This window comes from Microcoleus sp. S1D4 (genome assembly GCF_036700765.1).
Classification (GTDB): Bacteria; Cyanobacteriota; Cyanobacteriia; order Cyanobacteriales; family Microcoleaceae; genus Microcoleus.
In genome coordinates this window covers 20,737-34,105 of record NZ_JAUBPP010000030.1, presented here as the reverse complement: position 1 = coordinate 34,105, position 13,369 = coordinate 20,737, and the positions used below count along the sequence as shown (strand labels likewise).

At 46.2% G+C, this 13,369-nt stretch carries 10 protein-coding genes; 2 read left to right on the top strand and 8 right to left on the bottom strand.

Annotated elements, in window-relative coordinates:
* Window positions 1-401: 401 nt before the first annotated feature.
* Together QT998_RS23935 and QT998_RS23930 are read right to left on the bottom strand one after the other, a co-directional pair.
* Complete coding sequence (locus tag QT998_RS23935; protein WP_333092640.1) at window positions 402-2,129, bottom strand: diflavin flavoprotein; 1,728 nt, start codon at window positions 2,127-2,129, stop codon at window positions 402-404.
* Between the two features lie 447 nt (window positions 2,130-2,576).
* Complete coding sequence (locus QT998_RS23930) at window positions 2,577-4,673, bottom strand: GAF domain-containing sensor histidine kinase (RefSeq protein ID WP_333118129.1); 2,097 nt, start codon at window positions 4,671-4,673, stop codon at window positions 2,577-2,579.
* Window positions 4,674-5,409: 736 nt separating this feature from the next.
* Here QT998_RS23930 and QT998_RS23925 point away from each other — a divergent pair.
* Complete coding sequence (locus QT998_RS23925; RefSeq protein ID WP_333092635.1) at window positions 5,410-6,306, top strand: pantothenate kinase; 897 nt, start codon at window positions 5,410-5,412, stop codon at window positions 6,304-6,306.
* 253 nt (window positions 6,307-6,559) lie between these two features.
* Here QT998_RS23925 and QT998_RS23920 read toward each other — a convergent pair whose 3' ends face one another.
* The 3 genes from QT998_RS23920 to bcp form a co-directional block, all read right to left on the bottom strand.
* On the bottom strand, window positions 6,560-7,366 hold the full coding sequence (locus QT998_RS23920; RefSeq protein ID WP_333118131.1) for an alpha/beta fold hydrolase: 807 nt from the start codon (window positions 7,364-7,366) through the stop codon (window positions 6,560-6,562).
* A 403-nt stretch (window positions 7,367-7,769) separates the two neighbouring features.
* Window positions 7,770-8,225 carry an NUDIX domain-containing protein gene (locus QT998_RS23915; RefSeq protein ID WP_194010783.1) on the bottom strand — a complete coding sequence of 152 codons (456 nt, stop codon included), beginning with the start codon at window positions 8,223-8,225 and terminating at the stop codon, window positions 7,770-7,772.
* 77 nt (window positions 8,226-8,302) lie between these two features.
* Complete coding sequence (gene bcp, locus QT998_RS23910; RefSeq protein ID WP_333092633.1) at window positions 8,303-8,776, bottom strand: thioredoxin-dependent thiol peroxidase; 474 nt, start codon at window positions 8,774-8,776, stop codon at window positions 8,303-8,305.
* A gap of 762 nt (window positions 8,777-9,538) precedes the next feature.
* Between bcp and QT998_RS23905 the strand changes: the two genes are divergently transcribed.
* On the top strand, window positions 9,539-9,733 hold the full coding sequence (locus tag QT998_RS23905) for a hypothetical protein (RefSeq protein WP_194010773.1): 195 nt from the start codon (window positions 9,539-9,541) through the stop codon (window positions 9,731-9,733).
* 100 nt (window positions 9,734-9,833) lie between these two features.
* On the opposite strand, the gene argH is transcribed toward QT998_RS23905, so the two are convergent.
* The 3 genes from argH to QT998_RS23890 form a co-directional block, all read right to left on the bottom strand.
* Window positions 9,834-11,219 carry an argininosuccinate lyase gene (gene argH, locus QT998_RS23900; protein WP_333118132.1) on the bottom strand — a complete coding sequence of 462 codons (1,386 nt, stop codon included), beginning with the start codon at window positions 11,217-11,219 and terminating at the stop codon, window positions 9,834-9,836.
* Window positions 11,220-11,646: 427 nt separating this feature from the next.
* Window positions 11,647-11,883 carry a hypothetical protein gene (locus QT998_RS23895; RefSeq protein WP_194066727.1) on the bottom strand — a complete coding sequence of 79 codons (237 nt, stop codon included), beginning with the start codon at window positions 11,881-11,883 and terminating at the stop codon, window positions 11,647-11,649.
* Window positions 11,873-13,360 carry a PP2C family protein-serine/threonine phosphatase gene (locus QT998_RS23890; protein ID WP_333092631.1) on the bottom strand — a complete coding sequence of 496 codons (1,488 nt, stop codon included), beginning with the start codon at window positions 13,358-13,360 and terminating at the stop codon, window positions 11,873-11,875. Before QT998_RS23890 ends, QT998_RS23895 begins: the two co-directional genes overlap by 11 nt.
* Window positions 13,361-13,369 lie beyond the last annotated feature (9 nt).

The window sequence follows — 13,369 nt, the reverse complement described above, 5'->3', positions numbered from 1 at the left end:
AACACCGAGAACCTGGTAAGGTGCGCCACAAGCACAAAGTTGAGAGTTTTGGCTTAGCCAGTTGCGTCCTAGACTTTAATTGTAGGGTGCGTCAGTAGATAGTCGATGATGAAGTCGAATAAAACATCGGCTGACGCACCTTACTAATAAGTTTGGCCTGTGTTGACTCGGACAGTCGATCGATATATCGTCCTAGACTTTAATTGTAGGGTGTGTCAGTAGATAGTCGATGATGAAGTCGAATAAAACATCGTCTGACGCACCTTACTAATAAGTTTGGCCTGTGTTGACTCGGACAGTCGATCGATCGATATATCGTTTAATTTCCCCCTTGCTCCTGACAACAGTTAACAGTTAACAGTCAACAGTCAACAGTTAACAGTCAACAGTCAACTCACTTCCTAATAGTGATTGCCGACTTTGCGGTGGTGAACTGCCGGCAGCGCTTCGGGGTTGGATACGCGACCGCTATCGACCGTAGCATATACGATATGATGATCCGAAAGTTCCATCCGGCTAACCACTTCGCATTCCATGTAAGCTAGAGCATCTGTCAAAATTGGAGAACCGTTGCTGGCTGGTTGAGTTTTAACTCCGGCAAATCGATCGGCACCAGGAGCAAAACGCTTCAAAAAGTGCCTCATCAAGGTTTGATAGTTGCCTTCTTCGAGCACGTTGAGCACAAATTTATCGCCCGCGTGCATCATCGATTCGATCGCCCGATCCTTCGCAACTGCTATAGTTAAACCCAGCGGTTTAAAACTCGCTTGCGTCACCCAAGAAGCTAACATCGCACTGCTAACCGCGCCTTTTTGAGCGGTAATAATGTACAGTCCGCCGCTGATCCGTCCCAAAGCTTTATCCAAGTCGCTATCGAGGGATTTCATCTGTTTGACAGCCTTGTCCCGCGTCAACCACTGTCCCAAGTCGGTGCCGGCTTCGTCGCAAAGTTGATAAATCGCTTCCGTTGGCGCTTCTTTAATCAAAATGTTGGGAAATATTTCTTTCAAACCCAATTCTTTGAACTTGTTTCGCAGCGGGTAAATAGATGCGTCATCGCCGCCGCCGGATTCGCACAAACCGAAGGATTGTTTGTTGTTAGCTGCAACTAAAATTGTGTTGATGGCTGCTTCGGCATTTTCTGCAGCAGCGCCGTTACTAGGCGGCGAACAAATCACGATCCCCGCAGCAGTACCGACAAGTTCGCGGACTTCTTGCAAGTCGGCGATTTTCAAGTCCATCATTTCTACGGCGACACCGGTTTTGGTGATTCCGTGGGCGATCGCCTGGCTGAGTCGATCGCTAAATCCGTAGTCAGAAGTGTAAAATACCGCTACCGTGGTTTCTGCCTTAGCTTGGGCTTGGCTCCACTTTTTGTAACGTCCAGTAAGTTCAACTACATTGTACCTGAGCAGTGGCCCGTGACCTGTTGCCACCGTACCGATTTCTCCCAATTCTGCCATCCGTTTCATGGCGCTGAGTACCGATCGAGCATTGGGAGCCATCAAACACTCATAATAAAAGTGATAATCTTCCTCAACCGCTGCTAAATCGTCATCGTAGGTACTGTCGGAACAGTAGTGCATCCCGAAAGCATCGCAGGTGAAGATCACTTGAGTTTTGCTGTCGTAGCTGAAAATAGTATCAGGCCAGTGCAGGTTCGGCGCAGATACAAATTCGATAACGTGGCCGTTACCTAAATCTAATTTGTCGCCATTTTTGACTACAAGCCGCTCAAAAGGCTGGTGTACCAGATTTTCTAAAAATTGAATTGCTACTTTCGCCCCCACCACTATTGCTTGGGGCGCCAAAGCCAACACATCTTTAACTAAACCGCTGTGGTCGGGTTCGGTGTGGCTGATAATTAGATAATCAATTTGTTTCGGGTCAATTTCCCCCGCCAGAGTCTCCATATATTGCTGGCGAAACTTCTCGTGGGAGGTATCGACGAGGGCGGTTTTTTCGCCGCGAATGATGAATGAGTTGTAAGTTGTACCGTTTTGGAGTCCGAATTCAATGTCAAAGCGGTCTCTATCCCAGTCCAGGCATCGAATTGCCGTTGTATCAGGGGCAATTTCGACTTTTTCCACTGTCAATCTGCGTTGGACTCGTTCAGTCAGGGCTACCATACTGTGCCTCCTTGTCTGTTATCCATTACCTTATTGTTTCCATTCTGACACGTTTCTTTTGTAAATCTTCATAAAATTTCTTATGAAGGTGTTAAGTAACTTGAAAGTTATTAATGTATGGATGGGGCGATCGTCTACGGGATAGCTACCCTTCAGGTTCCGCGTTAGCGGTATGCTTCACGACTGTTGTTACAAAAATCTATTAATTGGGTGTTGACAAAATGATAATTTTGCCGATAGACCTTTCAAATAAACTGAACCCACCCGCTACTTGAGAAACGGGGTTTCTTCATATATTTCTCATTTCTCAACGAAAAACTCGTAGAAACCTGGTTTTTCGCCCTCCTGCGGGCGCTCTGAAACTCCCTGAAGTGTTGTTACGTACAAACAGTCATGATAATACCAATTTGATGCGAGGAGTTCTCGGATGACAAAATATGACCGATTTTATGCCCTCTGATTGGTCAACGGCAATTCAACAATCAACTCAGTTCCTCCGCCAACCTCACTGACGCACCGAATCCGGCCGCCGTGGGCTTGCACAACTACCTGATAGCACACAGAAAGTCCTAAACCAGTACCTTTCCCCACAGGTTTAGTAGTAAAAAATGGATCGAAAATCTTATCCTGAATTTCTGCAGGAATGCCATTTCCGGTATCGCGGACAGAAATTGCTACCCAGTCCGGCTCGCTTTGCCAACTGCGGATTGTTAATTCCCCCGGTTTGTCTGCAGAGTCGATCGCATCTAAAGCATTGTCAATCAAATTATAAAATACTTGGTTGATTTGGCCTGCATGACAGTTAACTCGTGGCAAACTTCCGTATTCTTTGTCAATTTTAATATTTGTTTTTAGCTTATTTTGCAGCATCAATAAACTGCTGTCCAAACCTTCATGCAAATCCACCGCTTTAAATTCCGCCTCGTCTAATCGAGAAAAACTTCGTAGCGTCGTCACGATAGATCGAATCCTACCGCTGCCTTCTCGCATGGAATTGAGCAGTTTGCCAAAGTCTTCTCGAACATAATCTAGTTCTAGTTCTTCATTGATTTTGACAAGTGCTTCCGCGGCTTCCGGGCAGGCTTTTCCGCAGAATTCAAGAGCTTCGTTTAAGACTTTAAAATATTCTTTAGCATGAAACAAATTGGCGTGGATAAAATTGTTGGCGTTGTTGATTTCGTGAGCAATTCCCGCTACCATTTGCCCCAAACCAGACATTTTTTCGGTTTGAATTAATTGCTGCTGTGCCGATCGCAATTCTTGCAGCGCTGCTTGCAGTTGCTGGGTTTGAGCTTGAGATTTGACTGCTGCTTCTCGGACTTGGCTGTAAAGTCCTGCTTGCTGAATCGCGATCGCCATTTGGTCGGCTAGCTGCGACAGCAACTCCATTTCTTGTCGCTGCCAGTTGCGAGTATCCCGGCACTCGTGAGCGATCAGCAAACCCCACAGCCTACCTGGTTTTAAATTAGAAATTTCGGCTGGAGACTGTGAAGTTTCTTCGCTTCTATATGTAATAATCGGTACGATCAGATTAGCTTTTACCTGCAAGCGGTCTAAAAAATCAACGTGACAAGGCTCTAAACCCGAATTAAAAATATCATTAATTGCTTTGACTCGCCCTTGCTGGTAAAGAGTGGCGTAATCTCCTCTGAAACACTTATCTGCCCCCATATCTCCTAAAATTGAAGGCCAAGGAACCGTCATATCTTCAACGACAACTTTGCCCTGCCAGTTATCTTCAAACTGGTAGATAATTACTCGATCGCACTGCAACAGTTGGCGCACTTCTCTCACCGCTGTTTGCAGGATAGTTCCCAGATCCAAGGTACTGCGAATTTGGTTGCCGATCAGCCGCAGCAGCGATTCTTGTTCGGCTTGGCGGCGCGTTTTTCTGTAGAGTTTGGCTTGATTGAGCGCGATCGCCAATTGAGAAGCTACCCCTTCTACAAGTTGCCTTTCCCAATCAGTCCATTCCCGTTCGCGATCGCACTGATGCAAGCCAATTATGCCATTGACTTCACCTTGATAGCGAGTAGCTACTGCCAGCATTGACTTAATTTCCAAAGCTTCGGCAATTTTTTTGGTTTCTGGGTTCAACCCCGGAAAATCGAGAAACTTCGTCACTGCTAGCGACTCCTGCTGAGATATAACTTCTTCCAAGTGCGGGTTGTCAGCAATCGGTACTTTCATGCCCAGTTGGATCGGATAATCCCCCGCGTTGTACTCTCCCCGCGTGACTAAAATATTTCCTGTACTTGATTCTTTGACTAAAATACTCGCGCGGCTCGACTGCAGCACCTGCCCCAGCAATCGGCAGGCAGATGTCAAAATTTCTTCTATGTCAAGTGTGCTGCGAATTTCGTTATTAATTTGGTTGAGCAGGTTTGATAGCTGAACTTGCTGCTGCATTTGCACAATTAGGGCTTTTTGTTCGTCTATTTGCGGCTGCAAAAGACCTTCTTCCTGCCTCCAATTTTCAGCTTCCGGCAATTGCGAAGTGAAGATAGTGCAATGGTTTTCTTGTTGTTGTATTTTTAGAGACATATTTACTCTGCCGTTGTACTGTATTTCGATAGATCCTGGTTCTTTACAGATTTGCTTACCCTGCCAAGAGCGCGATCGCCACTACTAGGAATGTTGGAAGATATTAAAACATTATAAAGGATGCACCCCGACCCTTGCAATTATTTGCTTTACAAATATTTATAAATATAAATTAAGGGTTATGTCCACATTCTGCACCCTCAACTGTCACAATCGGTTTTTACTTACTTTTCTTGAACAATTAAGCTCTAGATTATACTTTATTATCGTATATATAGCCTTTCAATCTCTCATAAGAGGTACTATCCAGGATAGGGCATAAACCTCTGTGGGTATAGGGTATACCTCACTTTTTTGAAAACCGCTATAGACGGAAAAAAGTTTTTTGAGAGGCATAATTTATCACTTTAAAAATCGATTGCTCTGAGTAATTGTACTCTGTGACAGTTGAAGGTGCAGAATGTGGGTTATGTAGCCGAAAATACAAATTAAGCGCGCGCCATTGAAATTCCTTAGCTATCGGTCGATTTGAGATTTTCCATTTTTCGCTTTGAGATTTACTTCACAGATCGGTTAGCAGGAACAAAATTCTAAAACTTTGGAAGCATCCACAACAATTGTGGGGGGCGCGACACCTGTTTTTTGCAGGTAAATTAGACTTACTTGCTAGATTAATCGAATCAAATTAATCTAAAATCTATCTTTAGTTCAATGTTGGCGATCGCGCTCGATAAACATGAAAAACTCAATTGTCGATAATTTTCGCCCGCTAGTTGGTACAAGCAACCTGACACCTCTATTCACAGGTAAAGACGAGGTTAAAATAGCTTTGGCGATCGGCAATTCGCGACTCCACTGGGGATTATTTGCTGGGAAAACCCTAGAAAAAACATGGAATACAGAGCATCTGAAAGCTGATGCTGTTTCCAGGCTCTGTGAGACAGAAAAAGCCGAATATTTGGTAAAAACAGTCATGAGTTCGATCGGGCAAATATCAGATATAAATCTCCCTTTTATTCATGATACTCCCGCCGTTTCTAATTCTCACGCACTTTCTTTCATCGCGCCACCTCTGGTTTTGGCATCAGTAGTTCCCCAGCAAACAGCAATCTGGCAGAGTTATCCTAATGTCCGAATTATTACTTTAGACCAGTTGCCGATCGGGGGACTGTATCCTACTCTAGGAATTGACAGAGCTTTGGCTTTACTGGGTGCTGGCAACCAATTGGGTTGGCCAGTTTTAGTTATAGATGCTGGTACAGCTTTAACATTTACTGGGGCAGATGTCAATAGGTATTTAGTTGGGGGCGCTATCTTGCCCGGTTTGGGTTTGCAATTGTCGTCGCTAGGGAAACAAACCGCTGCATTGCCCTCAGTTAGCTTACCAGAAAATCTGCCACACCGCTGGGCAAAAAATACTGCTGGGGCCATTCACAGCGGAGTGGTGTATGCGACGCTGGCAGGAGTTAGGGATTTTATTGAAGATTGGCAGAGGTTGTTTCCCAATAGCAAAATTGCACTCACCGGGGGCGATCGAACTTTGTTATTGCAATACCTCACCGCGGCCTTTCCCGAGACGGCTTCCTGCATAATTGACGCGCCAGAAGCCATTTTTTGGGGAATTAGTTATTAGTCAGTTGGCAGTTGGCAGTTGGCAGTTGGCAGTTGGCAGTTAGCAGTTGGCAGTTGGCAGTTGGCAGTTGGCAGTTGGCAGTTGGCAGTAGTTATTAGTTGTTAGTTATTAGTTGTTAGTTGTTAGTTATTAGTTGTTAGTTATTAGTTGTTAGTTATTGGTTGTTAGTTGTTAGTCAACAGTCCACAATTCCCACTGACTACTGACTACTGACTACTGACTACTGACTACTGACTACTGACTACTGACTAATTCACTTAGCAAATTCGCGAATATACTTAGCAACAATATCCGGGGCTTCCTGTGGTAAATTGCTTTCTCCCCCAGTGACAGATTGCAGTTCGGCATTAGGAACTAGAGCGGCATAACATTGACACAGAGATAAAGCTGTGACGCTATCTTCAGAACCGTGCAACAACAAAACAGGCACTTTCAAAAATGGTAAATTATCATCAACTAACTCCGCTGTAGTTTCAGCCCGCCGCCGCCCCAACAGCAACTGCACTGCAACTGGGGACTGCACCAATTGCTGTCTAAAATTTAGCAGTCGGTCAATCTTTTTTTGGCAGCCCAACAACTTAGCAATGGGATAGATCGATCGCAAAAACCAGTAAGCCAACGGAGGTTTACCGATCAGCCAGCGAGCATTCTGCCACCGCGCCCGCCGGTGGCCAACCTTTACCCCTTCAGGGGCCAACAACACTAAACCCTGAACTCGATCGGGATATTTGATCGCGTAGCTGGCCGCCACCCAGCCGCCCAAAGAATGACCGACTAAATAAACCTGTTGCAGGTTCAAAGTGTCGAGGTATTGCGCGAGACATTCTACTTCTAGGTCGATCGAATAATGAACGTTCGGCCGTTCGGAATCGCCAAACCCCAGCAAATCCGGCGCGAAACATTGGTAGTAGGGGCTCAAATGTTCGATCGTCCCCAGCCACTGACTGCTGTCCTGCCAAGAACCGTGTAAAAATACTAAATTAGGGCCTTGACCGACTTCGTGCCAGAAGATTTGCCCTAAAGAAAGTTTGACCCGAGAATTGCGTAGCTGTAAGTACATCCGGTTAAAAATTTAGCTATAAAAAGATTATTAATTTAATGTTCAGAGATTTTGAATTCAAGTAGGAATGCACCTTGATGGCAAAAATCGGGTTTTTTTCCCAAATATTGGCTCTTTGTCTTTAAGAGCGGTGAAAAACCAGGTTTCACGGGCCCGCCATGCGTAAGTCCTACATTAAAAATTAATTCCACACTCATCACAGGCAAATGTTGACTCCGACCAAAAACGGATACTTGTTTTCTGACACTCGTCGCGGGGCGATCCTCTTCTGCAAGCTTCGCTCACGCAATTTTAGACTTTTTTTCAAGAACCCAGATCGATCGCGACGAGTTAATTCTTTAATTCCTCAATCGACGCTCCGGCGAAGTAATTCCCGACTTTACTCAAATTTGGACGGCCTAGTTTAAGCCAAAGTTGTCAGGCCTTGAAAATAGTCCTGCAAGTGCTTGTCGTTATCGTGGCTCAGCAGGTTCTCCGGCAGCGATCCCGGCGAAAAAGCCTCAACCTCGCTGATTTCCAGCGTATCCTGAATTTGCATCTTTCCTTCCACTTCTGCAGCTACCACGATACAAATTGAGTGCAGGCGCGGGTCTCTATCGGCAGCCGAATAAACGCCCACCAAGCGCAGGATTTTGACTAAATCGAGTCCTGTTTCCTCCGCCAATTCCCGCCGCACTGTTGTCGGAACATCCTCTCCCCAGTCAACCATACCTCCCGGCAGTCCCCAGCGACCGTTGTCGCGGCGGCGAATTAACACAATTCGCCCGTCAGGTAATATGGGAATCACCGCAGTACCAGTGACGGGATGGCGAAAAATCAGCCCCAGCACAGTTTGTCCAATTTGCCACAATCGACGCATAAACTCAAAAGCTTGTTTAGGAGAAAGTAATTCGAGGCCTCCTAGCTCGCAGCTCTGGAGTCTTAATTTTGCATTTGTCATTCAGGCGAGATTTCTAGCAAGTCTGCTAAAATCTCCGCTGCGTGAGATTCTGGTTTGATTTTGCAATAAACCTTTTCAATCCTACCATCTGGGTCGATCGCGAAGGTCGATCGAGTAATTCCCATAAATTCTTTTCCCATAAACTTTTTGAGTCCGTAACAGCCGTAGGCGGTAGCGACTTCGGCGTTTGAGTCGCACAGCAAGGGAAAAGGCAGTTGATATTTAGCTGCAAACTTGGCGTGGGATTGGGGCCCGTCTGTGCTGACGCCGAGGACTGCAATATTGCGCGACTCGCAGTCTGAGTAAATGTCGCGAAAGCCGCAAGCTTCTTTGGTACAGCCGGGGGTATTGTCCCGAGGGTAAAAATAAAGTACAACTCGCCGCCCTCGAAAATCTGCAAGGCTGACGACATTGCCTTGCGCGTCGGGCAGGCTGAAGACAGGAGCTACGTCACCGGGATTTACAGTCATTTGTAGTTTTTTTGTCAATAGTTTATGGAAATCTTCTGGAAGATCGAAAACATTGCGTCCGATCGCACCCAGATTCCCAGCGAGTTGAATCCCGGTGTTCTTTTTTCTGGGTCTTGTACCGGGTGTGTTATGATCGTCATCGGTCTAAAATTGAGTAAAACTAGACAACGTAAAAACTTAACTGGATTAGTTGAGTGCGTAGTCACACCTAACGGTGTTGCGGTTTAGCTAGGCAGACAGGAATCCCCACAGTATACTGATCGAAGGTTAGTGTGGGATAAAAGGTGCGTGAGACTCCTGATGCCACCCATTCACAATCTCACAAGCATAGCTTTGAGCCGTGGAGGGGTGGACAACGAGACGAACCAATTCCTTTTTATAATATAAGTGGGGCGGGACGTGTTCCTCACTTTAAAATGCCGTAGAGGGAAACGATTGGAGTACCTTGAAGGAAGTTCTCGATATCCTTAACAGGACTCAGAAGCCTAAACCATATCGCTTGCGATTGTTGTGGGAGCGTCACGAAAGCTAAATTTGAACAAAACCTAGCTACAGAAACAGAACCGATCGAGTACGGTATAGTATACCGGAATTTACGCTTCGGGAGAAGACACGTCTGCTTTAGCTGGAGAAATCCTGTCAGAAGCAAGTGACTTCGCCCAAGCAAGAATCTCAGTCACGCCTGAGTGCACAGAGTATCAATCTTAAGAATTCCCGGGCTTTCGGGCGCGGGGAGTGTCAATGTTTATTAGTGAGGTCATAATGGCTAAGCGCCGCAATCTCAAGAAAGAGAAGGCACAACGAAATCAAGCATACGCTCGCAAATTTCGCAAGCGGAGAAATCAAGATATGTTCTCCAACAAGAGAAGGCGATTTGACGGCGGCAACGGCGGCGGGATGGGCGCCATGAGCGGCGGCGGCGGACGGGACAAGGATATGGCTGCTGCTGAAGAGTAATAGAGTCAGGCTATCTGCCCAATTTAGAACCAGAGTGGAAAACACGATCGTTCTTTCGGAGAGATAGCCAGCCCGAATTTGTCCGAGAATTTAACGATGTTTAGGCGAGCCGATCGCGCGCAGCGATAAGTGATTTTCTCACTTGTTCAAACCCGGTACCTCCATAACTATTGCGAGCCGCCACCACTTGCTGAGGCGCGATCGCGCTGTAAATGTCTGTATCAAAAGCTGGGTGCAAGTCTTTCCACTCCTCAAGTGTCAAATCTTTGAGGAGTTTGCCCCCCGAAAGGCAACTTTTGACGACTTTCCCGACGAGGTTGTAAGCTTCCCGGAAGGGAACGCCTTTAGCGGCCAAGTAGTCTGCGACGTCTGTAGCGTTAGAAAAGTCTTCGGTAACAGCCGCGGCGAGGCGCGATTTGTTAAACGCGATTCCTTCCCTGAGCAAAATCGTCATTGCTTCCAAGCAAGCCTGTACCGTTTTCACGGTATCAAACAAAGCTTCTTTATCTTCTTGCAAATCTTTGTTGTAGGCCAAAGGAAGTCCCTTCACTACTACCAACAAGGCTTGCAAGTTACCAAATACCCGTCCCGCTTTGCCCCGCACCAACTCTGGCACGTCGGGATTTTTTTTCTGGGGCATGATGCTAGAACCTGTAGCGCAGCTATCTTTGAGCGTAATAAATCCAAATTCGTGAGAAGACCACAAAATCATTTCTTCTGACAGGCGGCTCAAGTGTACCAAAATCAAGCTGCAGGCTGCGAGAAATTCGATCGCAAAATCTCGATCGCTCACTCCATCTAAGCTGTTAGCATAAACCTTGTCAAAATGCAAGAGTTCTGCCGTATAATCTCGGTCGATTGGGAAAGTCGTCCCCGCCAGCGCACCGCAACCCAAAGGCGAAACATTCACCCGCTTGGAGACATCGCCGAGACGTTCCCAATCGCGATCGGACATTTCAAAATAAGCTAACAAGTAATGAGCCAAACTGATTGGCTGAGCGCGCTGCAAGTGCGTGTAACCGGGGATTAAAGTTTCGACGTTAAGCTGGGCAATATCGAGTAAAACCCCTTGAAATTCTCGCAATTGCTGGCGAATTTCGGCGATGCGATCGCGCAAATACAAACGAGTATCAGTACCTGCTTGGTCGTTGCGCGATCGAGCTGTGTGCAGCTTTTTGCCCGCATCCCCCACAATATCCGTCAGTCGCTTTTCTACCGCAAAGTGAACGTCTTCTGCATCAACTCCCGGAACAAAAAGACCTTCGCGGTATTCGCGGCGAATTTGCTCCAAACCATTGACTAACTGTTCGCCTTCTGCTGCAGAAATAATCCCCGTTTTGGCGAGCATTTTAGCATGAGCGACAGAACCAGTCAAATCGTACTCAATCAGTTCAATGTCGAAGCCAATACTAGCATTGAATCGGGCGATCGCTGGGTGCAGCGCTGATTCAAATCTTTGACTCCAAGTTTTTTGTTGTGCTGTCATTACTGAAGGTAAAACTAGATTATATGTCTGTTGCAGAAGTCTTTAAAAAACCGGTTCTGGGCATCGAAATGCAAGTCTGCCGATTTGCAGCATCAAACTAAAATCCTGCTTCCCTAATTCGGCAAAAAAAGACTTTAATCCCGACTGCAAACTTTTTATACCTGTATTGACACTAAAAAACTGAATTCCTGACTACAAAATTATTAAAATTATACTGCATCACAAAAAAATGAAATCCCGCCTGCTAACTTTTCAAATCTTTTCCGGTTGCATCGGAATAATAAAATCGAGTCAACAGTCCGTAGGGGCGGTGGATGGTGCGGGCCCGCCCTCTTAACAGTCAACAGTCAACAGTCAACAATCACATGACAGTACAACCGGAATTGATATCAAATCTTTTCCTAATGCCCCAAGTCCCACAAAAGCTCTAAGGAAAAATGCCCTTAACGAACCAGCCAACAAATATACCTATAAAAAAAGCTCCTATTTGACCAGTCGAAACAAAATGATTCCAAGCTTTCTGGAAATTAGTAAAAATCTCGTAGCTTTGGCCCAAAATCACCGTATTCAAATGAGATTTTACAACTAACAAATCAACCGCATCATGCCAATGAATCGAGCCGGTCAATCCAGCAATAATTTCCGGCATTAAATTAACTATCATGTTGATTTTCTCCTGTTAAAGGTGTTACTCTAAGTACAACCAGTGTCATGTCATCTTCGTTGCGATTGCCAATACCGATAAACTGCTGAACTCGATCGAACAAATAATCCAAAATTTCCTCAGACTGCTGATAATTTTGACAAGCCCACTGAAAAGCCGCAGTCAAATTATCCTCATCAAACCGATCGCCTCTTTGATTAGCAGCATCGGTAAAACCGTCAGTGTAATAAATAATAGTATCTCCCGGCTGCAATTGCACCTGAGCTTCTTGGTAGTGCGAATCTGGATCGAGACCAATTAACATACCCTCCAAAGTATCGAGTCCCAGAATCGTATTAGTTGCAGCTTGCCACAGCAAAGGTGGGTGGTGAGCAGCATTGCTGTAAGACAAAACGCGAGTTTTCGGGTCATACTCCGAATAAAACAGAGTAACAAAACGGTGGGAATTTTCCAAATCCGCGTGCATTACCCGGTTTAAATGTTGCAAAATTCTCGCAGGCGAGTGGCGGTTCAAAACCTCGGCCCGCAGCATACCCCGCGTCATCGTCATCAACAGGCCCGCCGGCACTCCCTTGCCCATCACGTCGCCGATGACGATGCTCCAGCGACCCTTGTCGATTTTGGACTTGAGATTTTCGATCAGGGATGGGGGGTGTTGCCCCTCATTATCCTTGCCGATCGGGTCATAGTCAGCGGGAATAAAATCATAATAATCTCCACCGACTCTGCTAGCGGTTTGGCAGCGGGCGGCCACGTCAAGACCGGGAATTTTCGGACAACTGCGGGGTTGCAGCCGCAATTGAATTTCCGCCCCGATTTCTAATTCTCTATCTAAGCGTTCTTTTTCAGCTAACTTAACAGTAAGTTCATCTTTGTAGACTGCCACGGCGGTTTGATCCGCCACCAACCGAACTAATTTCTGTCTGCTGGAAGTCCACAGATATTGAGGGTCACTACTAAAAACATAAAGCCGTCCGCGTTCTAAATTTTTGACTAAAATTGGCGTTCCAAACAAATGAACATCCGGGCCCAAATAACGACTTACTTGCAGGTCGAGACTAGAAGTTTGCCCTGAGATTGAGGAAGCAGATTCACCAGCCGGGGCAGCAACTGCTGTAGCTTGTCTGGTGGCCATTTCCAGCGCTTTTTGCAAATCTTGGCAATACCTTCCTTCCTGACAGTGCAACTGCTGAAACCTGACTTGACCGTTGGGTTTGAACAGCACTAAAGCTCCCCCGTCGGCATCGGTAACGCGAGTCGCCACTAAAGGTACTAACTCCAAAAATTGATTGAGATTGTTAAAACTGCGGAGGGCAAATCCTAGGGAGCCCAACATATCTTGAACGTTGTGCTGGTATCGGTGCAAGCGGCCCACCAGTTCTTTGAGGGCAAATACTGGCGTCGCGTCGGTAGAATTGCGACCCGTCGGGCGGTCAGCAGGTTGAGGTGAGGGACGAGGCAAAGGCACAGCAGTCATTTTAAATTT